We start from the raw sequence: 20,442 nt of genomic DNA, 5'->3' as shown, positions 1-20,442 counted from the left end.
ATGAACAGCTGCCTTTACCACGGCACATTGCACCATCGCCGTCTTTCGCCAAAAGCGCACCACTTTACCTACAGCGTCTTTATGGCCTGGCTCGATCTCGATGAGCTGGACGCGCTGCCCTCCGTCGGTGTGCGCCGTAACCGCGTTGCGCCCGCGGCATTTTATGATGCGGACTACCCGCTGGGCACGCCGCTCAAAGAGTGCGTCCTTGAGCGTCTGGAAAATCTGACCGGCGAACGCCCGGCGGGGCGGGTCATGCTTCTAACCCAACTGCGTTATTTCGGCTTTCATTTTAACCCAGTCAATTTTTACTACTGCTATGACGGGGAAGACACCCTGCGCTGGGTTCTCGCCGAAGTCCGCAACACGCCGTGGAATGAACGACACTACTACGCGGTAGCGGGGCGGGACGCCCCGCCGACGGAAAAAGCGTTTCACGTCTCGCCCTTTAATCCGATGGACATGGTCTACCACTGGCGCTTCAACAGTCCGGCCAGCACGCTGCGCATGCATATCGAAAACCATCAGGAGACGAAGGTGTTTGATGCCACTCTGACGCTGCGCCGGGAGCCGCTGACGCGCGCAGCGCTGCGGTCGCTGCTGGCGCGGATCCCGTTGATGACCCTCAAAACCGTTTTCGCCATTTACTGGCAGGCGCTCAGGCTGTGGCTGAAGCGCGTGCCGCTGCATAACCATCCCCTAAGCAGGAGTGAACGCTCATGACCGATCCCGTCTTTGCGCTTGAACCCGATATCCCGCGCAACGTCCGCGTCGCGCGATGGCTGCTTTTTCGCCTGCTGAACGGGCTGCGCGGCGGCTCGCTGACGCTGCGTGAAGGCGCCCAGACGTTCCAGTTCGGCGACGCCTCCGCCGCGCTTCACGCTGAGGTGCAGGTACTCGCTCCGGGCGTCTACTGGCGCATTCTAACCGGGGGCAGCCTCGCCGCGGCACAAGCGTGGATAGATGGCGACTGGGAGACGGCCCACCTGACGCCGCTGCTGGAGCTGATAGCGCGCAATAGCCAGATCCTCGGGCAACTGGAAAAAGGGTTTCGCCTGCTCGGGAAACCGGTAGAGCGGCTACGGCACTGGATGCGGCGCAACTCCCGCGCGCAGGCACGGGAAAATATTGCCGCCCATTACGATTTGGGCAACGCCTTTTACGCCCATTTCCTTGATGAACAACTCCTTTACTCCAGCGCGCTGTTTACCGGGGAAGAGCAGGATCTGGCAGCGGCTCAGCAGGCAAAAATGGCCAGGCTGTGCGACCAACTGGCGCTCACCGCAAACGATCATCTGCTGGAGATTGGTACCGGCTGGGGGGCGATGGCGGAATATGCCGCCCGTCATTATGGCTGCCGGGTAACAACTACCACGCTATCGCAGGAGCAGTACCAGTGGGCCACCGCGCGGATCGCGCGGGCAGGTTTACAGGATCGCGTTGAGGTGCTGCTCTGCGACTACCGCGATCTGACCGGAGTGTACGATAAGCTGGTGTCGGTTGAGATGATTGAAGCCGTCGGCCAACGCTACCTGCCAACGTTTTTCCGCACCTGCCAGGCGCGTCTGCGTCCGGGCGGGCGGATGGCGATTCAGGCCATCACCATTCAGGATCAGCGCTATCGCGACTACAGCAAAAGCGTCGATTTTATTCAGCGCTACATCTTCCCCGGCGGCTTTTTGCCCAGCATCACCGCCATGAATGAACTGATGACCCGCCATACCGATTTTGTCGTGCGTAACCTCTTCGATATGGGGCCGGACTACGCCCGCACGCTGGCGCACTGGCGTCAGCGCTTCGTTCACGCGTGGCAGGAGATTGAAAAGCTCGGATTTGATGACCGTTTCCGTAGGATGTGGCTGTACTACCTCGGCTACTGTGAAGCCGGGTTTAACGCCCGCACCATCAGCGTGGTGCAGTTGACTGCGGAACGCGTATGAAGCGCTACGGGCAGGTATTTCTGCTGGCCATCGGGTTTGATCTCTACTGGACGCTGGTGGTGCTGTTTCGCGAGCAGGGGCTGGTCATCTGGATCGCGCTGGCGCTGATTGCCTGGCTGTTGTTACCGCCATCACACCGGGTATACACCCTTGTGCTGGCGGCGTCGGGCGCGATGCTGGACGCCCTTTGGGCGCTGACGGGGTTGATTTCATTCACTGGCACGTCTCTGATGCCGCTATGGATGGTGGCGCTGTGGCTGATGTTTGCCACCGTCTGGACGCAACTGACCCGCACGACCACCTTGCCGGGCTGGCTGCTGACGGCGCTGGCGACCCTGGGCGGGCCGCTGGCCTACCTGTTTGGCGAGCGTCTGGGGGCCATCACGTTCCTGGAGCCGACTTTTATCGTCGTCAACTGGATGATCCCGGGCTGGCTGGTGCTGATGCTGTTTTTCCACCTGCTGTTGGGGAGACAACAATGAAAAATCTGTTACTGGTGCTCGCCTTGTCCATCTTCACCTGTACCGTGCAGGCGGCAGACTGGCTGAGCTGGCGCAAGGTAGGTGATGCCACCCTCACCTGGGGGCCGTTTACCGTTTATACCTCTCAACTGCTGACGCCCGACGGCAGCTATACAGGAACAGACAGCGATAACGCGCTGATTATCACCTATGCCCGGGATATCGATGGCGACGACCTGGTCGAGGCGACCCGCGACCAGTGGCAGGCGCAGGGCATTTTGCAGCAGGAGCCGCAGAGTGAAGCCTGGCTGCGGATGCTAAAAGCGCTCTGGCCCGACGTCACGCCCGGCACGCAGCTCGCGTTTGTGGTTAATAACGGTCAGGGGCAATTCTGGTATCGCCCCACGGCTTTGCAGAAAAAATTTACGCCCCTCGGGCCGCGCCAGTCGGCAGCGTTTAGCTCGCGCTTTCTGGCGATCTGGCTCGATCCCCGCACCGAGTATCCTGAACTGCGTCAGCAGTTAATCGGAGGACCACAATGAAACGATTCCTGTTAATGGCGCTTACACTGACAATGCTGGTGGCCGGGTGCAGCACAGAAGTGACCGAGTATCGTCAGCAGCAGCCAAGGCTTGATATTTTCCACTACTTCCAGGGCAAAACCGAGGCGTGGGGGATGGTGCAGGACCGCAGCGGTAAGCAGATCCGCCGTTTTCACGTCGAGATCGCCGGAGATGTTATCGGCGATACGCTGACGCTGAACGAGCATTTTGTCTATGACGACGGCGAGAAGCAAAAGCGCGTCTGGCATATCCGCCGCATTGGCCACGATCGTTACGAAGGCACGGCGGGTGACATAGAAGGTGTCGCGACAGGTCAGGTTTCGGGCAACGCCCTTAACTGGCGCTACAGCATGAACGTGAAGGCGGACGGCAAAACCTGGCTGCTGCACTTTGATGACTGGATGTATTTGCAGGACAGCACCCGCCTATTCAATAAAACCGAGATGAAGAAATTTGGCGTCACCGTCGCCACGGTGACGCTGTTCTTTACCCGCAAAGAGGGCGGTTAATCCTCTTCGGGCTGAGGTTTACTGCTTGAGTAGATGAAGAAGAGCGCGATACTCAGGCAGACCACGGCCCCGAAACGGCTCGCTGAAAACGGAATGGCTTCATTGTTCAGCCAGCCAAAGTTATCAATCAGCATGCTCATGGCCAGCTGACCCAGGATCACCGCTACCGTGGCAACGGCGGTGCCGATACGCTGCACCGCGAGCACCATAATCACTATATAGGGCACGCCGCACAGGGCGCCCAGAAGCTGCCACTTGGGCACATCCATCAGGCTGACCGCCTGTTTCGGCTCAAAAAAGAAAATGAGCAGGGCGGTTACCAGCGCGCCGACGGAAAAGGTCAGAAACGCGCTTTTGAATACCCCCACGCTGCTGCCTAATTGCCCGTTAATGGCAGCCTGAATGCTCAGCGTCGCGCCGCCAATCACCGCCAGAATAATCATAATCACGGTCATAACGTTACCCCTGCGCCACGAGAATGAGCGCGGCGATGATAAATCCCAGCGCAATAATGCGTTTTGTATCAATCCTGCGGTGCGGCGTACCCAGCAGGCCGTAGTGGTCAATAATCAGGCTTTTAAAGAACTGGCCTGCCAGAATGCCGATCATCGTCATAGCAATACCGATCGCTGGCGTGGCAATGGTGAGAATGATGACGTAGACCGGGCCGAGCACGCCGCCCAGCAGGTGCCATGACGGCTGCGCAAAAAATGAGGGACTGTTGCGGGGGCTGAAAAACAGCATCAGCAGAAACGTCAGCCCGGTTCCCACGCTAAATATGCTGAACGCCGCCCACAGGTCGCCCACCTCCGCGCACAGCGGCCCCAGCAGCCCGGCTTCCACGGACAACCCCATGCCGCCGGCAATCACCAGTAAAATTAAAATAATGTGCATAACGCTTTTTCTCCTTTTTCCAGGCGGAGAAGATTACGTCTGAACATCATTGAGAAAAATGCCATAATGCAGGAAACACCTGTGCAGGAAATGCATTAATGATGGATGCCGGACATATCAGCGTTCGCGCGCTGCTGATCTTCATCGACGTTTATGAAACGCAGAATTTTTCCGTGGTGGCGAGGCGGGAAGGGATTTCTGCGTCGCAGGTTTCCCGCATGATTCACCAGCTTGAGGATGCCCTCGGGCAACAGCTTTTCTACCGCAACACGCGGGCGATTATGCCCACAGAGAGCGGGCATCTTTTTGTGCGCTATGCCCGGGCGATGGCCGGAAATCTGGAGGATGCGCGACGCGAGCTGGATGAACGCGCCCGCGAGCCGTCGGGCACGCTGCGTATCAATGGCCCGGTCTTTTTCGGACAACGGCACATCGCGCCGGGCCTGCCGGGGCTTCTGGCGCGTTATCCTCGTCTCTCCATTGAACTGACCCTCACCGACGATTTTATCGATCCGCACCGCGACGCCGCGGACGTAATCTTCCGCATCGGCGCGCTGACGGACTCCTCGTTTCACGCCCGGGTGTTCGGTCAGCAGTTCTACCATCTGGCGGCCTCGCCGGACTATCTGCAAAAACATGGCGCACCCGAGGGGCCGGACGATCTCAGCCGTCACCACTGTCTGGTTTACCGCGGCTCGTCCGGGCCTAACCGCTGGCTGATCCGGCAGTCGGGCGAGGCGTGGGTTCACTATCCCATCGTACCGCTGATGACTTCCAATAACGCGGAAACACTCCTGATTGCGGCGCTGGGCGGCATGGGCGTTGTGCTTTTCCCGGACTGGATGGTGAACGAACGGCTCAAAAGCGGTGAGCTGGTGGCACTGCTGCCGGAAATGGAATGTTCTATTAATACGGAGCCACTGACGATTGCGGCGATTTACCCGAACGCGCGTCATCCGCCCCTGAACGTCAGGGCGGTGATTGACTACTATATAGAGCGGTTCGGTACGCCACTGTACTGGCAAACCTGAAGGTTAGCGGGCAAGCTCGCGACGGATAATGTCAGTCCCGGCGCTTAATGCCTTCAGCTTACCGTTGGCGACCTGGCGGGAAAGGGGAGCCATGCCGCAGTTAGTGGACGGATAGAGCTTGTCTGCATCCACAAACTGCAACGCCTTGCGCAGCGTATCGGCGACCTCTTCCGGCGTTTCGATGGTCTGGGTGGCAACATCAATTGCCCCGACCATCACTTTTTTACCGCGGATCAGCTCCAGTAGATCCATCGGCACGCGCGAGTTGTGGCACTCCAGCGAGATGATATCGATCTTTGAGGTCTGCAACTTTGGAAACGCCTCTTCATACTGGCGCCACTCGGAGCCGAGCGTTTTTTTCCAGTCCGTATTGGCTTTGATGCCGTACCCGTAGCAGATATGTACTGCGGTTTCGCATTTCAGCCCTTCAATGGCGCGCTCCAGCGCGGCGATGCCCCAGTCATTCACTTCGTCGAAAAAGACGTTAAAAGCAGGTTCGTCGAACTGAATAATGTCAACGCCGGCCGCCTCCAGCTCGCGGGCTTCCTGATTAAGAATTTTAGCGAACTCCCAGGCCAGCTTTTCGCGGCTTTTATAGTGAGCATCGTATAGCGTGTCGATCATGGTCATCGGGCCAGGCAGCGCCCACTTGATCGGCTTATCCGTCAGCTGGCGAAGGTATTTCGCGTCGTCTACAAACACCGGTTTCTGGCGCGCCACCGCGTCTACCACGGTCGGCACGCTGGCATCGTAACGGTTACGGATCCGCACCGTCTGACGATTCTCAAAATCCACGCCGCTGAGATGTTCAATAAAGGTGGTGACGAAATGCTGGCGGGTTTGTTCCCCGTCGCTGACGATATCAATCCCGGCGCGAATCTGTTCATCCAGAGACAAACGAAGCGCATCCTGTTTCCCTGCCAGTAATTCCTCGTCCTGGAGTTTCCACGGCGACCAGAGCGTTTCCGGCTGCGCAAGCCAGGTGGGTTTCGGCAGGCTGCCAGCCGTCGATGTCGGGAGCAATGTTTTCATAAGAAGAACCTTTTATTCGTATTAAATTAAAGCGTGAAGTGATGAGACCACTGCTCAAGAAGGGTTTTATAGGGTTTGATGAACCGCTCTTCGGTATATTTACCCTGTTCAATGGCCAGCCGGCTGCGCTCTTCACGGTCATAGACGATTTTTGTTAATGAGTGATCCTGCTGATTCAGGTCGGGCTGATAGCACTGTCCCGCAGCGGAATTGGCATTGTAAATTTCTGGTCGATAGATCTTCTGGAACGTCTCCATGGTGCTGATGGTGCCGATCAGTTCCAGATTGGTGTAATCACGCAATAAATCGCCGGTGAAGAAGAAGGCAAATGGCGCGACGCTGTTTTCCGGCATGAAATAGCGAACCTTGAGGCCCATCTTCGCGAAGTACTGTTCCGTTAGCGACTCGCCGTCCGGCTGGTACTCATACCCCAGCACCGGGTGGTGGTTACCGGTACGACGATAGGTGTCTTTGCTGGAGACGCTCAGGCAGATCACCGGCGCTTTTTTAAAGTTCGCCTGATATTCCGCAGAATGAATGAAGCTTTTAAAGATATTGCCGTGCAGCTCGCCAAAATTCTCGGGGAGGGTAAAACGGGGCTGATCTTTATTATGCTCCAGCAGCAGGACGCTGAAATCATAGTCACGAACATAGGATGAGAAGTTATTCCCGACGATGCCTTCGATGCGCTCGTGGGTCTTTTTATCCACGATCGTCGTTTGCAGAATTTCGATGGCCGGGAAAGTAAAATCGCCGCCGATTTTCATATCGACTGAAATAATCTCCAGCTCGACGGCATAGCGGTCGGATTTTGGGTTATCCCAGCTCGCCAGCGCGTTAAAGCGGTTGTTGATCATCACCAGCGTATTGCGCAGGTTCTCCTGACGCTTCTCGCCACGCGCCAGGTTGGCGAAGTTGGTGGTGGTACGCGTGTTTTCTGACGGGTTATAATTTTCATCAAAGCAACTGCGCTTAAGGGTAAATGTGAAAGCCTGACTCATTTGGTTATGCATCCTAAGTTCATGTTGCCTAAACGTTATCAATGCATAATTTATGCCTGAGCCACTGGCGCAGGGGAAGTGACTTAATTTCACTGCGTCATGAGGGTTCTTCATGAACTGCGCGATTCAGGTATAATCCCCCGACATTTCCAACCGGTTTAAACGATCATGACAAAACTCACCCTACAAGAGCAGATGCTGAAAGCGGGCTTAGTCAGCAGTAAAAAGATGGCGAAGGTTCAGCGCACGGCGAAAAAATCCCGCGTCCAGGCTCGCGAGGCGAGAGAGGCTGTTGAAGAGAACAAGAAAGCCCAGCTGGAGCGTGATAAGCAGCTGAGCGAACAGCAAAAACAGGCGGTGCTGGCAAAAGAGTTCAGGGCGCAGGTGAAGCAGCTGATTGAGATGAACCGCATCACCGTGGCGAAGGGCAACATTACCTTTAACTTTACCGATGGCAGCCTGATCAAAAAAATCGACGTCGATAAGCAGACGCAAACCCAGCTGATCAACGGTCGTCTGGCGATTGCCCGACTGGTGATTAACGCGAATGGCGACTGTGATTACGCGATTATCCCGGCGGTGGTGGCGGATAAAATTGCCCAGCGCGATGCGGACAGCATTGTGCTAAACAGCGCGTTGAGTCAGGAAGAGCAGGACGAAGACGATCCGTACGCAGACTTCAAAATCCCTGACGATTTAATGTGGTAAACCTCGTTCAGAATGGCGCGGCGTGACGGGCATTCATGGTCTCGCCGCTCAGCGGATGCATAAAACTCAGAACGCTTGCATGCAGCATCAGCCGGGGCGTTTCTTCCGCCCCCGGCCATTCCAGACCCCCATACAGATCGCACCCCAAAATAGGGTGGCCTAACTGCTGACAGTGAATGCGCAGCTGGTGGGTGCGCCCGGTCTCCGGGGTAAGCTCAACCCGCGTCAACGGCATTGTCGTATCCTGATAAATACGTTCCATCACCCGATAGCGGGAGCGAGCGGGCTTACCGGTGCGGGCACAGATCGTCATCAGCGGAAACAGCGCCGGATCTTTGGCAATCGGGGCATCCACGGTCCCTTCGTCCTGTTCCACATGTCCGCACAACAGGGCGGTGTAAACCTTGGTCACGGCGCGCTGGCTGAACTGGTGGCAAAGCGCGGCGTTAATCGCTTTGTTACGTGCAATCACCATCAGGCCCGAAGTGCCAAAATCAAGACGATGCACCAGCGTGCAGCCGGGAAAGGTTTGCACCAGACGGTAGTGGACGGAATCGCGGTTTTGCGGATTTTTCCCGGACAGGCTGAGCAGACCTGAGGGTTTGTTGATCAGCAGCAGATGCTCGTCCTGCCAGAGGATCTCAATGTCGTCGTGACAGGGTGGTGCAATAAACGTATCGATTATGACAGACATCAGGCCGCCGGGCTGGAGAGTGGGTGCGGATGATAACGAAATACGGGGGAAAGAAAAACCCTCCCACCGGGCGGAGAGAGGGGGAAAATTTAGGCTGCGACCAGGCTGTCGATAGCGGCTTTCGCGTCGGTCTGCGCTTTGGTGGCTACTTCCGGGCCGTAAGCGATACCTTCAGCGAACACGAAGTTCACGTCGGTAATGCCGATGAAGCCCAGGAACAGCGTCATGTACGGTGCGACCAGATCGGTAGGGGTATCTTTGTGAATACCGCCGCGGCTGGTCAGGACGATAGCGCGTTTACCTTTCACCAGACCTTCCGGGCCGTTCTCGGTGTAACGGAAGGTTACGCCAGCGCGCGCCACCAGGTCGAAGTAGTTCTTCAGCTGCGTAGGAATGTTGAAGTTATACATTGGGGCGTTGATCACGATAACGTCGTGGGCCTGCAACTCAGCAATCAGCTCGTCGGAGAGCGCCAGGGCTTCCTGCTGACGTGGGGTGAGAGGCGCATCGCTCGGACGCAGCGCGCCAACCAGCTCGCCGTCCAGCACAGGAATCGGGTTTGCCGCCAAGTCACGCACGGTGATTTCATCCGCGCTGTGCTGTTCACGCCACTGTTCAACGAAATAGTCAGCCAGCTGACCAGACTGTGAATACCCTGCCAGAATACTGGATTTCAACACTAATACTTTGCTCATGGGAATTTCCTGTTTTGTATTTGATTGAGGGGGTTGCCCCGTTGCTTGTTGACACTTTATTCACAATCCTGCCACAGGGATAGCGCAATATATCGAAGCCTATGTTCGAATTTTTTGAATAAGGCGCGAAAAGCACTGATGTGGTACTCTATAGCAATCATTAAAAAGAGATTTTATCCGGCAGTGCACTGCCCGTTAACGCTATGACAGAACAACAGAAATTATCCTTCCCGATGCTGATGCAACAGCTTGATTCGCTGATGCTGCGCGATAAACAGCGGTTTGCGCGCCGTCTGCACGGCGTTAAGAAGGTTAAAAATCCTGATGCACAACAGGCCATTTACCAGGAGATGGCCAAAGAGATTGAACAGGCGGCAGGGAAAGTTGTGCTGCGTGAAGCCGCACGCCCGGAGATTACCTATCCGGAAAACCTGCCCGTCAGCCAGAAAAAACAGGACATTCTTGAGGCCGTGCGCGACCACCAGGTGGTGATCGTCGCGGGGGAAACCGGTTCAGGTAAAACCACTCAGCTGCCGAAGATCTGCATGGAATTAGGCCGCGGGGTGAAAGGGTTGATCGGTCACACCCAGCCGCGTCGTCTGGCGGCGCGCACCGTGGCGAACCGTATTGCCGACGAGCTGCAAACGGAGCCGGGCGGCTGCATCGGCTACAAGGTGCGATTCAGCGACCACGTCAGCGATAACACCATGGTTAAGCTGATGACCGACGGTATCCTGCTGGCGGAAATCCAGCAGGATCGTCTGCTGATGCAGTACGACACCATCATCATCGATGAAGCGCACGAGCGCAGCCTGAACATCGACTTCCTGCTCGGCTACCTGAAAGAGCTGCTGCCACGGCGTCCGGATCTGAAAATCATCATCACCTCCGCGACCATCGACCCGGAGCGCTTCTCAAAACATTTCAACAATGCGCCGATCATTGAAGTCTCAGGCCGAACCTACCCGGTTGAAGTGCGCTATCGCCCGATTGTTGAAGAGGCGGACGATACCGAGCGCGACCAGCTTCAGGCCATCTTCGATGCCGTCGACGAGCTGGGCAACGAGAGTTCTGGCGACATTCTGATCTTCATGAGCGGCGAGCGTGAGATCCGCGATACCGCCGATGCGCTCAGCAAGCGCGATCTGCGCCATACCGAGATCCTGCCGCTGTACGCGCGCCTGTCCAACAGCGAGCAGAACCGCGTGTTCCAGCCGCACAGCGGGCGCCGCATCGTGCTGGCGACCAACGTGGCCGAAACCTCGCTGACCGTACCGGGCATTAAATACGTGATCGACCCGGGTACGGCGCGCATCAGCCGCTACAGCTACAGAACCAAAGTTCAGCGTCTGCCGATCGAGCCGGTTTCGCAGGCGTCAGCTAATCAGCGTAAGGGCCGCTGCGGCCGCGTGTCGGAAGGGATCTGTATTCGTCTCTATTCGGAAGACGATTTCCTTTCGCGCCCGGAGTTTACCGATCCGGAGATCCTGCGAACCAACCTGGCATCCGTTATCCTGCAAATGACCGCGCTGGGGCTGGGCGATATCGCCGCCTTCCCGTTTGTGGAAGCGCCGGATAAGCGCAATATTCAGGACGGGGTGCGGCTGCTGGAAGAGCTGGGTGCCATTACCACCGACGAGCAGGCGACGGCCTACAAGCTAACGCCGTTGGGCCGCCAGCTTAGCCAACTGCCGGTCGACCCGCGTCTGGCGCGCATGGTGCTGGAGGCGCAAAAACACGGCTGCGTGCGCGAGGCGATGATCATCACCTCGGCGCTCTCCATTCAGGATCCGCGCGAGCGTCCGATGGACAAACAGCAGGCGTCGGATGAAAAACACCGTCGCTTCCACGATAAAGAGTCCGATTTCCTCGCATTCGTCAACCTGTGGAACTACCTCGGCGAGCAGCAAAAAGCGCTCTCTTCGAATCAGTTCCGCCGTCAGTGCCGGGTGGATTTCCTCAACTACCTGCGCGTGCGCGAATGGCAGGATATCTACACCCAACTGCGCCAGGTGGTGAAAGAGCTGGGCATCCCGGTGAACAGTGAACCGGCGGAGTACCGCGAAATTCATATCGCCCTGCTGACCGGCCTGCTGTCTCATATCGGGATGAAGGATGCGGATAAACAGGAATTTACCGGCGCACGCAACGCGCGTTTCTCCATCTTCCCGGGCTCCGGTTTGTTCAAGAAGCCGCCAAAGTGGACCATGGTCGCCGAGCTGGTGGAAACCAGCCGTCTGTGGGGGCGTATCGCCGCGCGTATCGATCCAGAGTGGGTTGAGCCGGTGGCGCAGCACCTGCTGAAACGCTCGTACAGCGAGCCGCACTGGGAGCGCGGGCAGGGCGCGGTGATGGCGACGGAAAAAGTCACCGTTTACGGCCTGCCGGTGGTTGCAGCGCGTAAGGTTAACTACAGCCAGATTGACCCGGCGCTGAGTCGCGAGCTGTTTATCCGCCATGCGCTGGTGGAAGGCGACTGGCAGACGCGCCATGCGTTCTTCCGCGAAAACCTCAAGCTGCGCGCCGAGGTGGAAGAGCTTGAGCACAAGTCCCGCCGTCGCGACATTCTGGTGGACGACGAGACGCTGTTTGAGTTTTACGACCAGCGCATCAGCCACGATGTGATCTCGGCGCGCCATTTCGACAGCTGGTGGAAGAAAGCCAGCAAAGAGACCCCGGACCTGCTCAACTTTGAAAAGAGCATGCTGATCAAAGAGGGCGCGGAGTCGGTCAGCAAGCTCGACTACCCGAACTTCTGGCATCAGGGCAACCTGAAGCTGCGTCTGACCTATCAGTTTGAGCCGGGCGCGGATGCCGATGGCGTGACGGTGCACATTCCGCTGCCGCTGTTAAACCAGGTGGATGAGAGCGGGTTTGAGTGGCAAATTCCCGGCCTGCGCCGCGAACTGGTCATTGCATTAATCAAATCCCTGCCTAAACCAGTGCGGCGCAACTTTGTACCGGCGCCGAACTACGCCGAAGCGTTTTTAGGCCGCGTCACGCCGCTGGAACTGCCGCTGCTGGACGCACTGGAGCGTGAGTTCCGACGCATGACCGGGACCACGATTGACCGCGACGACTGGAACTGGGATCAGGTGCCCGATCACCTGAAAATCACATTCCGCGTAGTGGACGATAAAAACAAAAAGCTGCTCGAAGGCCGTTCTCTGACGGAGCTGAAAGAAGCGCTGAAAGGTAAAGTCCAGGAGACGCTCTCTGCGGTGGCCGATGACGGTATTGAGCAGAGCGGGCTGCACATCTGGAGCTTTGGTCAGCTTCCGGAAAGCTATGAGCAGAAGCGCGGGAACTACAAGGTGAAAGCCTGGCCCGCGCTGGTGGATGAGCGCGACAGTGTGGCGATTAAGCTCTTTGACAATCCGCAGGAGCAACAGCAGATGATGTGGCGCGGGCTGCGTCGCCTGCTGCTGCTTAACATCCCGTCGCCGATTAAGTATCTGCACGAGAAGCTGCCGAACAAAGCCAAGCTGGGGCTCTACTTTAACCCGTACGGTAAGGTGCTGGATCTGATCGACGACTGTATCTCCTGCGGTGTGGACAAACTGATCCACGAGGCGGGCGGTCCGGTCTGGACGGAAGAGGGCTTTGCTCAGCTTCATGAAAAGGTGCGCGCGGAGCTGAACGATACCGTGGTAGAGATTGCGAAACAGGTCGAGCAGATCCTCACCGCCGTGTTCAATATCAACAAGCGCCTGAAGGGGCGGGTGGATATGACCATGGCCCTGGGTCTGTCGGACGTGAAGGCGCAGATGGCGGGGCTGGTGTATCGCGGCTTTGTCACCGGCAACGGCTTTAAGCGTCTGGGTGATACGCTGCGTTATTTGCAGGCGATTGAGAAGCGTCTGGAGAAAATGGCGGTCGATCCGCATCGCGATCGAGCGCAGATGCTGAAAGTCGAAAACGTGCAGCAGGCGTGGCAGCAGTGGCTCAACAAACTGCCGCCAGCGCGTCGCGATGACGACGACGTGCGGGAGATCCGCTGGATGATCGAGGAGCTGCGCGTCAGCTTCTTCGCCCAGCAGCTCGGTACGCCGTATCCCATTTCGGATAAGCGTATCTTGCAGGCGATGGAGCAGATCGCCGGCTAAAACCATTGCCCGGTGGCGCTGCGCTTACCGGGCCTACGGGAGAACATGCAGGCCGGGTAAGGCGTAGCCGCCACCCGGCTTTTTTATCGTTCCACCATCGCTAGCGTAAACCCATCCCACCCCTTAACGCCCACCGTTTGCAGCGCGGTGGCGGTTAAGCGTGGGTTATCTCCAGTCATCTCGATAAACTTCCGTACCCCATGCACGCGTGCATCGTCGCTTTGCCCGTTAACCACCTCGCCGTCGCGCACCACGTTATCGCCGATTATTACCGTGCCGGGACGGGAGTAGTGCAGCGCCCACTCCAGGTAGCCGGGATTGTTTGGCTTATCGGCATCAATAAAGATCAGGTCAAAGGGCGGGACGTCACCGAAATTCTCGAGCGACTTTAGCGCCGGGCCTGTAATCAGTTCGATACGATCGCCGAGTCCCGCAAGATGAATATTCTGGCGTGCAACAGCGGCATGTTTCGGGTCCGCTTCTAGCGTAATCAACTTTCCGTCCGGCGGTAGGGCGCGCGCCATCCAGATTGAGCTATATGCACCAAGCGTACCGATCTCCAGTATTCGACGCGCCTGCGTCATGCGGACAAACAGCGCCAGCAGTTGCCCCTGATTTGCGGCAACGTCGTGCTCGGGTAAACCGGCGCGTTTGTTGTTTTCAAGGACGTTCTGGAGAACTTCATCTTCAGGAATAAGCGACGAAATCATGTAATTATCTACTGAACACCACTGCTGTTGCATAGATTGACTCCTTGGGGGTATCGCCAGAGGCGAAATGTAGGCCGGGTAAGGCGTAGCCGCCACCCGGCATGTTTTCACGCACTGACCCAACCGCCGCCCAGCGCTTTATACAAATCAATTTGCGCCAGCAGCAGGTTGTTTTTCACCTGTACCACGCTGGTCTACACCGAGAACAGCGTGCGCTGTGCATCGAGCACATCCAGATAAGAAGAGTACCCGTTGCGGTAGCGGTTTTGCGCTATCCGCAGCGTCTCCTGCGCGACCGCCTGCTGAGCCAGCAGCTCGTTAAGCTGTTCCTGATAACGGGTGATGGCATCAAGGCTGTCATTCACCTCGGCAAACGCATTACGTACGGTTTTTTCGTAGCTGTACAACGCCTGATTACGCTGAGACTGGGAGATATCCACCTGTGCATTCAGCGTCTGTCGGTTCAGCAGCGGCGCAAGAATACTGCCGCCCACGCTCCAGAGCTGGAGGGGGTTATCCAGCAATCCCGACAGCGTGCGATCCTGCACCGATCCTGTGGCCGTGAGGTTGATCGACGGCAGCAGGCTGGCACGCGATGCCGCCAGCGTCGCGTCCGCCGCAATCAGCTGACGTTCAGCCTGGACGATATCCGGACGCCGGTTCAGTAACGTCGACGGCAGTTGGGAGGGCAGTTTCAGCGGCGTCAGGGCATCAAAGCTTTCACCGCGCGCAACGTTACCCGGGTTGCTGCCCAGCAGCAGGCTAAGCGCATTCTCCTGCTGCGCAATCTGGTGCTGAAGCAGTGGAACCTGAGCGCGGGTGGCGCGCAGCTCAGAATCCGATTGCATCAGCTCAAGGCGAGAGCTGTATCCCGTCTCAAACTGTCGTTTAGCAAGATTGAACGCCTCTTCACGCGATTTCAGCGTGGACTGGGTAACGCGAAGCTGTTCATCCAGCGACAGGAGAGTGACGTACCCGGAGGCCACCGACGATGCGACCGTGAGATCTGCCGCCGCGGCCGCCGCCTTTTGTGCCTCCAGCGACGCTTCGGCGGCACGGGAGGTGCTGCGGTTTACCCCCCAGATATCCACGTCGTAGCTGGCGGTCAGGCTGCCTTTGTACAACGTACCGTATACCGGAAGGCCTGTGGCGGCGGACTGCGAGCGCGCGCGCGTCCCGGTCACGCCCGCGTCAAGCGACGGGAACAGGCTGCCGTCGGCGGCGTATACCCGGGCCTGATACTCATTAATCCGCTCGCGGGCAATCAGCACGTCGCTGTTGTTCTTCAGCGCCTGATCCACATAGTGATTCAGATTGCTGTCGTGGAAATTACGCCACCAGAGCTGCTCTGTCGGGCTGGTTGGCCCCGACGTCGCGCGCCACTGGGCCGGGATATGCAGGGACGATGTGGCGGGCTCAACGTCAACCGACTGGCAACCCGCTAGGATAGCCATCATCAGCAGGCCGGCTATCGGGCGAAGCGTCATTGTTTTGCCTCCCGCGTGTCGATGGTGACCTGCACCGACATGCCAGGGCGCAGCAGCCGGTACGCCTCCGGCTCACCGAGTACCTCAATGCGTACCGGGATGCGCTGGGCGATTTTAACAAAGTTGCCCGTGGCGTTATCCGGGGTAATAGCGCTGAACTCGACGCCTGTGGCCGGGGATATGCTCTCCACGCGGCCCTGATAGGCTTTATCGTTTAACGCATCGACGGTGAATTTCACTGGCTGTCCGACGCGTAAATTCGCCAGCTGCGTCTCTTTGATATTGGCGATCACCCAGTGCTGCGGCGGGACCAGCGTGGTAAGGTGCGTCCCGGCGGTGACGTACGCTCCAAGACGCACCGCAATCTGCCCGAGCTGACCGTCACGCGGCGCGACAATGCGGGTGTTTTGCAGATCGATCTGCGCAAGCTCCAGCGCGGCTTTCGCATTTTGAACGTCCGCTTCCAGCGAAGCGCGATTGACGATAACCGTTTGTAGATCCTGGCGCGACATCTCAAGCGTTGCTTTCGCCTGGTCGATATCGGCGCTCCCCTGGGCGGCACTGGCCAGCGCCGCATCGCGCTCGCGAATGGACAGGGAGCCGTCTGCGGTCAGATCCTTCACGCGTTTCAGATCCGCCTGGGTTTTCAGACTTTGGGCACGGGCGTTTTTCAGTGCCGCTTCGTTTTTGGCAATCACCGCTTCCGCGCTTTTACGCTGTTGCAGGTTGTTGTTCAGCGCAGCAATTTTCATTGCCAGCTGCGCCTCGGCCTGATGGACGCGCTGGCGATAGATCCGGTCATCAATCTGCAACAGCAGGTCGCCTTTTTTAACCTGCACAAAATCCTGAACATGGACCTCAGTAATGTAGCCGTTGACTTGCGGACTGATGAACGTGGTCTGGCCGCGCACGTAGGCGTTATCAGTAAACTGGGTATGACGCGTGAACGGGGGCAACTGCCAGGCATAAAGGATCACCAGCACCCCGACAATGCCGATAGCCGCGGCGGTGAAAATGGAAACGACGCGTACATTTTTGCGGGTGTTGGCCTGCTCTTTGGCGGCATCCTGCTGACTCATAACTTCTCCTGAAAAATAGTCATTACTTATTGCCAGTGGCGTTCTTAAGGGCCATACGGGCGGTGATGCGCAGGCGCAGCAAGCGCCATAAAATCCAGACCAGCGTGGCTGTGGCAATGCTCGCCGTCAGGAGATAAGTATCGTTGTAAGCCAGAATGTTTGCCTCAAGCGTCGTCACCGTCTGAAGCTGAATAATGGCCTGGGTTCCCAACAGGGAACTGTCGCCAACCAGGCTTTTATACATCTGGGTGTAAAGCTGAATGCGTTCGTTCACCAGCGGGTTGAGGGTGGTGAGCTGGTCAGCCAGCAGGCTGGAATGGTACTTCTCGCGCCAGGTCTGGAAGGTACCAAGGATTGCAGAACCCAGCAGGCCACCAAGGTTCTGACTCATGCCAAACATCACGGAAAAGCTGACCAGATTGCGTGGATCGGCGATCACCCCGCCAATGGCGGCCAGCATCGCAGGGGCGAGGAAGAAAGCGCTGCCGAAACCAAGCAGGAACTGGCTGAACATCAGCTGATCCGGCCGGGTCAGGTTATTGGACTGGCTGTCCAGCAGCGAAGCAACAATCATCAGCGCCAGCGAGGTGATAATCGGCCAGGCCAGCTTAGTGGGTTTGATCGTCAGACAGCTGGTGACGATACCGCAGACGATTCCGGCGAAAATAGACCACGCCAGATGGGTCATCTGTTCATTCTGTAGGCCTGCATATTGCAGCCAGCCGATGACGCCGGTGTTCTGTTCCGCCAGTACGATGCGGATCAGCAGCATAATCAACCCCAGGCGTACGATGCTGCCGCTGGACAGCCAGCGGGTATTGAGCAGCGGGTTGCTGCGGTTATGTTCAAAGACGATTGCACAGACAATTAGCACCAGCGAGAGAGCCAACGCCCAGCCGATCCACGGTGTTTCAAACCACCATTCCAGACGCCCTAGCGACAGAACCGCGCACAACAGCGCCATACCGGGCGCAAGCAAAAAGAAGGTGATGAAATCTTTCTTCTCGAAAACTTTGCGTCGATCGCCCGGGGGCAGTTTCAGCACCATCACGCAGGCCAGTGAGATCAGGGCCAAACCCAGCTCGAAGAAGTACAGCCCACGCCACTCATCAAGCTGCAACAGCTCGGTGGAGAACAGCCGCGCCAGCGGTATCGCCAGCGACGAACCGGTAATGCCGATGGTCAGCGCCTTCAGTCGGTGCTTCGCGGGCCAGGCCTGTATCTGGTAATAAATGCCGAGCGAGCTGAGCGCGGCGGCGACCATCCCGTGTGCCGCCCGTACCATCAGCGCCGAGCTGAGATCGTTCACAAACAGGTGGAAAAAGGTGACCAGCACATACAGCACCAGGAAGCCTTCCGTAAACGCGCGCAAACCGTACTGCTGGCGAAACTTTACCAGCAGCAGGTTGATAGAGACGTTAGTCATGACATAGACGGCAGGCAGCCAGGCGATTTCAGTCGACCAGGCGCCGAAGGTGCCTTGCAGATTTTGCAGATTGGCGGTGACGACCGCGTTACCCAGCGCCCCGGTCAGGCACACCAGCAGGCCGACCACGCCATAGGCGATCCGTTTCGACGTCGGATGTTCCGGGGTGGAAGGGGAACCCAGCAGAGCGGGTTTCTCGTGTGGCTGCCACTCGCGAGGAGCATAAGGATCGCGTTGGGGCAGGCGCATAACGGGGTTTACCTTTAAAAATGTTGAATTGTGAGCGGGCTAATGATTCTACGGCTGACGCAAATCATAATTCAAGTGAATACGAATATTGTATGTTAATCAAATGTAGAGGGAATGATGAAGAAAAAGTGCGGCTCGCGAACGGAGCCGCAATAATATTATCGCTGTTCCGGCTGCGCCTGAAGGTGGCGTTCACGGTTGATGCGGCTGGCACAAAAAATTGCAATGAGGGAGATAGCGACCGTCACGCCCAGATACCAGGCCACGGGTACCCAGTCGCCGTCGTATTTCGCCAGCAGTCCGGTAGCTATTAGCGGTGCCGTTCCGCCCGCCAGCGCGGCCCCAAGTTGATAACCCAGCGTGATACCGGTGTAGCGAACGTTGGCACTGAAAATTTCAGAGCAGAGCGTGCCGAGAACCGCCGTCACCGGTGCCCACAGTACGCCAAAAGCGATAACGGTCGCGAGCACAATTCCCCAGGTGGTACCGGTATTCAGCAGCATAAACCAGGGCACGATAAACAGGCCGAGCACGAAGACACTGACGGCGTACATACGCTGGCGGCCAACCCTGTCGGAGAGCAGCCCCATCAGCGGGATCATGATAGTGGCGACCAGTGCGCCAAGAGTTACTGCCTCCAGCGCCTGGGATTTCTGATAGGTCAGGGTGGTAGTGGCGTAGCTCACCACAAACGTGGAGAAAATATAGAACGGTGCTGTCTCAACAACCTTAAGCCCGGCGGCAATTAGCACTTCACGCCAGTGGTGTTTTATGGTGTCGCGCAGCGGAGCTTTCGCAACCTGACCGGATTTTTTCACTTTCTGGAAATCAGGCGTTTCGTCAATATCTTTTCGGATCCAAAGCCCCAATATTACCAGCACGGAACTGAGCAGGAACGGAATGCGCCAGCCCCAGGAGAGAAAATCCTCTTCGCTGAACAGCGTCATTAGCGAGACGATAAATGTCGCCATCAACATGCCGATGGTAACGCCCGCCTGCGGAATACTGCCGAAGAAGCCTTTGCGTTTTTCTGGAGCATACTCATAAGCCAGCAGCAGCGCGCCACCCCATTCACCGCCGATACCCATCCCCTGAATAATACGCATCAGGATCAGCAACGCGGGCGCCCACATCCCGATCATGTCGTAGGTGGGCAGCAGGCCAATCATCACGGTTGCACCTCCCATCAATGAAAGGGTGAGGACAAGCGTTTTTTTGCGACCGATACGATCCCCGATATGTGCAAAGAGAACGCCGCCAATGGGGCGAATAAAAAAGGTCAACGAGAAGGAGAGATAGGAGAGGATCAGCCCGATTACCGGGTCGACCATCGGAAAGAAAATCTTGTTAAACACCAGCGCGGCAGCGGTGCCATAGAGAAAATAATCAAACCATTCAATAGAACTTCCCGTAAGACTGGCAATTAATACCTTTTTGTTTTTCCGCAATACCGTTGTCGTGCTCTCATGTTGTGTCATGACTCAAAACTCCGCCACGTGGATGATAATAGAGGTGTTACCTGGCGCGCTTCAGGTGCAACCTGTCGGTGTGTAATGGTTGTGAAATTGTTAAGCAACTTAGGGTTGGATGTTACGTTTGGCAAGTCAGCCAGAACTAAAACGGGTCAGAACACGATGGGTTAAGCAGCAACTGGTGCTTTTTCAGCACGCTGTTGTGGCAGGATGTGTTGAAGGGCAGATAATCAAAAGCACAAACCCAGGGTGCAACCCAATTGTTTTTGGATGTTTCTGGTTATTTCATCAAAATGACAAATATGCAGTGTAATGAGCACCTCGGCTTTCAGAGTGATCTCCTTTTCACCCCCGTTGTGTGAAGTACTCTAAAGATTAATGCTGT

The 20,442-nt window shown here is 57.0% G+C and carries 18 protein-coding genes and 1 pseudogene; 8 read left to right on the top strand and 11 right to left on the bottom strand.

Annotated elements, in window-relative coordinates; all coding sequences use genetic code 11:
* Genes ACOTZP_RS02255 through ACOTZP_RS02235 form a run of 5 tightly spaced genes read left to right on the top strand, consistent with a single transcriptional unit; the run spans position 1 to position 3,473 of the window.
* Positions 1-723, top strand: a complete 723-nt coding sequence (locus tag ACOTZP_RS02255; RefSeq protein WP_271074769.1) for a DUF1365 domain-containing protein — start codon at positions 1-3, stop codon at positions 721-723.
* Entirely contained in the window at positions 720-1,940 is a 1,221-nt protein-coding gene (locus ACOTZP_RS02250) for an SAM-dependent methyltransferase (protein WP_271074768.1), read from the top strand. The genes ACOTZP_RS02255 and ACOTZP_RS02250 overlap by 4 nt, the downstream gene beginning before the upstream one ends.
* Entirely contained in the window at positions 1,937-2,422 is a 486-nt protein-coding gene (locus ACOTZP_RS02245; RefSeq protein ID WP_271074767.1) for a DUF2878 domain-containing protein, read from the top strand. Before ACOTZP_RS02250 ends, ACOTZP_RS02245 begins: the two co-directional genes overlap by 4 nt.
* Positions 2,419-2,943 (top strand): hypothetical protein, encoded by a 525-nt coding sequence (locus tag ACOTZP_RS02240; protein ID WP_271074766.1) that lies wholly within the window; start codon positions 2,419-2,421, stop codon positions 2,941-2,943. Before ACOTZP_RS02245 ends, ACOTZP_RS02240 begins: the two co-directional genes overlap by 4 nt.
* Positions 2,940-3,473 (top strand): DUF3833 domain-containing protein, encoded by a 534-nt coding sequence (locus tag ACOTZP_RS02235; RefSeq protein ID WP_023300045.1) that lies wholly within the window; start codon positions 2,940-2,942, stop codon positions 3,471-3,473. The genes ACOTZP_RS02240 and ACOTZP_RS02235 overlap by 4 nt, the downstream gene beginning before the upstream one ends.
* On the opposite strand, the gene ACOTZP_RS02230 is transcribed toward ACOTZP_RS02235, so the two are convergent.
* Together ACOTZP_RS02230 and ACOTZP_RS02225 are read right to left on the bottom strand one after the other, a co-directional pair.
* On the bottom strand, positions 3,470-3,928 hold the full coding sequence (locus ACOTZP_RS02230; RefSeq protein WP_022648044.1) for a DMT family transporter: 459 nt from the start codon (positions 3,926-3,928) through the stop codon (positions 3,470-3,472). The genes ACOTZP_RS02235 and ACOTZP_RS02230 overlap by 4 nt on opposite strands.
* 4 nt (positions 3,929-3,932) lie before the next feature.
* Entirely contained in the window at positions 3,933-4,367 is a 435-nt protein-coding gene (locus ACOTZP_RS02225) for a DMT family transporter (protein ID WP_421633599.1), read from the bottom strand.
* Positions 4,368-4,465: 98 nt separating this feature from the next.
* Between ACOTZP_RS02225 and ACOTZP_RS02220 the strand changes: the two genes are divergently transcribed.
* Positions 4,466-5,398 (top strand): LysR family transcriptional regulator, encoded by a 933-nt coding sequence (locus ACOTZP_RS02220; RefSeq protein WP_271074764.1) that lies wholly within the window; start codon positions 4,466-4,468, stop codon positions 5,396-5,398.
* Between the two features lie 3 nt (positions 5,399-5,401).
* Here ACOTZP_RS02220 and ACOTZP_RS02215 read toward each other — a convergent pair whose 3' ends face one another.
* Both ACOTZP_RS02215 and ACOTZP_RS02210 read right to left on the bottom strand, forming a co-directional pair.
* Positions 5,402-6,430 carry a methionine synthase gene (locus ACOTZP_RS02215; protein WP_022648046.1) on the bottom strand — a complete coding sequence of 343 codons (1,029 nt, stop codon included), beginning with the start codon at positions 6,428-6,430 and terminating at the stop codon, positions 5,402-5,404.
* Positions 6,431-6,456: 26 nt separating this feature from the next.
* Entirely contained in the window at positions 6,457-7,431 is a 975-nt protein-coding gene (locus ACOTZP_RS02210) for a DUF1852 domain-containing protein (RefSeq protein WP_271074763.1), read from the bottom strand.
* 168 nt (positions 7,432-7,599) lie between these two features.
* On the opposite strand from ACOTZP_RS02210, the gene ACOTZP_RS02205 reads away from it, so the two are divergent.
* Positions 7,600-8,139, top strand: a complete 540-nt coding sequence (locus ACOTZP_RS02205; RefSeq protein WP_022648048.1) for a DUF2058 domain-containing protein — start codon at positions 7,600-7,602, stop codon at positions 8,137-8,139.
* A 7-nt stretch (positions 8,140-8,146) separates the two neighbouring features.
* Here ACOTZP_RS02205 and ACOTZP_RS02200 read toward each other — a convergent pair whose 3' ends face one another.
* Together ACOTZP_RS02200 and azoR are read right to left on the bottom strand one after the other, a co-directional pair.
* Complete coding sequence (locus ACOTZP_RS02200; RefSeq protein ID WP_271074762.1) at positions 8,147-8,833, bottom strand: RluA family pseudouridine synthase; 687 nt, start codon at positions 8,831-8,833, stop codon at positions 8,147-8,149.
* An 89-nt stretch (positions 8,834-8,922) separates the two neighbouring features.
* Positions 8,923-9,528, bottom strand: coding sequence for an FMN-dependent NADH-azoreductase (gene azoR, locus ACOTZP_RS02195; RefSeq protein ID WP_022648050.1), 606 nt, complete (start codon positions 9,526-9,528; stop codon positions 8,923-8,925).
* 203 nt (positions 9,529-9,731) lie between these two features.
* Between azoR and hrpA the strand changes: the two genes are divergently transcribed.
* Positions 9,732-13,634, top strand: coding sequence for an ATP-dependent RNA helicase HrpA (gene hrpA / locus ACOTZP_RS02190; protein ID WP_271074761.1), 3,903 nt, complete (start codon positions 9,732-9,734; stop codon positions 13,632-13,634).
* An 83-nt stretch (positions 13,635-13,717) separates the two neighbouring features.
* Here hrpA and ACOTZP_RS02185 read toward each other — a convergent pair whose 3' ends face one another.
* From ACOTZP_RS02185 to ACOTZP_RS02165, 5 genes and pseudogenes are all read right to left on the bottom strand, one after another.
* Positions 13,718-14,377, bottom strand: coding sequence for an O-methyltransferase (locus ACOTZP_RS02185; RefSeq protein ID WP_271074760.1), 660 nt, complete (start codon positions 14,375-14,377; stop codon positions 13,718-13,720).
* A 74-nt stretch (positions 14,378-14,451) separates the two neighbouring features.
* A pseudogene (locus tag ACOTZP_RS02180) lies at positions 14,452-15,831 on the bottom strand (efflux transporter outer membrane subunit).
* Positions 15,828-16,910 (bottom strand): HlyD family secretion protein, encoded by a 1,083-nt coding sequence (locus tag ACOTZP_RS02175; protein ID WP_022648054.1) that lies wholly within the window; start codon positions 16,908-16,910, stop codon positions 15,828-15,830. Before ACOTZP_RS02175 ends, ACOTZP_RS02180 begins: the two are co-directional and overlap by 4 nt.
* Before the next feature lie 22 nt (positions 16,911-16,932).
* Positions 16,933-18,585, bottom strand: a complete 1,653-nt coding sequence (locus tag ACOTZP_RS02170; RefSeq protein WP_022648055.1) for an MFS transporter — start codon at positions 18,583-18,585, stop codon at positions 16,933-16,935.
* Positions 18,586-18,743: 158 nt separating this feature from the next.
* On the bottom strand, positions 18,744-20,063 hold the full coding sequence (locus tag ACOTZP_RS02165) for an MFS transporter (RefSeq protein ID WP_032624298.1): 1,320 nt from the start codon (positions 20,061-20,063) through the stop codon (positions 18,744-18,746).
* Between the last annotated feature and the right edge of the window lie 379 nt (positions 20,064-20,442).

The sequence above is a fragment of the Enterobacter cloacae complex sp. SYL001 genome (genome assembly GCF_049237025.1).
GTDB classification, from domain to species: domain Bacteria; phylum Pseudomonadota; class Gammaproteobacteria; order Enterobacterales; family Enterobacteriaceae; genus Enterobacter; species Enterobacter intestinihominis.
The sequence above is the reverse complement of the archived record's forward strand: the minus strand, read 5'-3'. Positions and strand labels throughout refer to the sequence as shown.

Bases quoted from the DNA above. Each gene is read 5' to 3' on its own strand.
- ACOTZP_RS02215 (WP_022648046.1), bottom strand. From the start codon at position 6,430: ATGAAAACATTGCTCCCGACATCGACGGCTGGCAGCCTGCCGAAACCC.
- ACOTZP_RS02240 (WP_271074766.1), top strand. From the start codon at position 2,419: ATGAAAAATCTGTTACTGGTGCTCGCCTTGTCCATCTTCACCTGTACC.
- ACOTZP_RS02255 (WP_271074769.1), top strand. From the start codon at position 1: ATGAACAGCTGCCTTTACCACGGCACATTGCACCATCGCCGTCTTTCG.
- ACOTZP_RS02170 (WP_022648055.1), bottom strand. From the start codon at position 18,585: ATGCGCCTGCCCCAACGCGATCCTTATGCTCCTCGCGAGTGGCAGCCA.
- ACOTZP_RS02175 (WP_022648054.1), bottom strand. From the start codon at position 16,910: ATGAGTCAGCAGGATGCCGCCAAAGAGCAGGCCAACACCCGCAAAAAT.
- ACOTZP_RS02245 (WP_271074767.1), top strand. From the start codon at position 1,937: ATGAAGCGCTACGGGCAGGTATTTCTGCTGGCCATCGGGTTTGATCTC.
- ACOTZP_RS02250 (WP_271074768.1), top strand. From the start codon at position 720: ATGACCGATCCCGTCTTTGCGCTTGAACCCGATATCCCGCGCAACGTC.
- ACOTZP_RS02200 (WP_271074762.1), bottom strand. From the start codon at position 8,833: ATGTCTGTCATAATCGATACGTTTATTGCACCACCCTGTCACGACGAC.
- ACOTZP_RS02220 (WP_271074764.1), top strand. From the start codon at position 4,466: ATGATGGATGCCGGACATATCAGCGTTCGCGCGCTGCTGATCTTCATC.
- ACOTZP_RS02235 (WP_023300045.1), top strand. From the start codon at position 2,940: ATGAAACGATTCCTGTTAATGGCGCTTACACTGACAATGCTGGTGGCC.
- ACOTZP_RS02210 (WP_271074763.1), bottom strand. From the start codon at position 7,431: ATGAGTCAGGCTTTCACATTTACCCTTAAGCGCAGTTGCTTTGATGAA.
- ACOTZP_RS02205 (WP_022648048.1), top strand. From the start codon at position 7,600: ATGACAAAACTCACCCTACAAGAGCAGATGCTGAAAGCGGGCTTAGTC.
- ACOTZP_RS02165 (WP_032624298.1), bottom strand. From the start codon at position 20,063: ATGACACAACATGAGAGCACGACAACGGTATTGCGGAAAAACAAAAAG.
- ACOTZP_RS02230 (WP_022648044.1), bottom strand. From the start codon at position 3,928: ATGACCGTGATTATGATTATTCTGGCGGTGATTGGCGGCGCGACGCTG.
- ACOTZP_RS02225 (WP_421633599.1), bottom strand. From the start codon at position 4,367: ATGCACATTATTTTAATTTTACTGGTGATTGCCGGCGGCATGGGGTTG.
- azoR (WP_022648050.1), bottom strand. From the start codon at position 9,528: ATGAGCAAAGTATTAGTGTTGAAATCCAGTATTCTGGCAGGGTATTCA.
- ACOTZP_RS02185 (WP_271074760.1), bottom strand. From the start codon at position 14,377: ATGCAACAGCAGTGGTGTTCAGTAGATAATTACATGATTTCGTCGCTT.
- hrpA (WP_271074761.1), top strand. From the start codon at position 9,732: ATGACAGAACAACAGAAATTATCCTTCCCGATGCTGATGCAACAGCTT.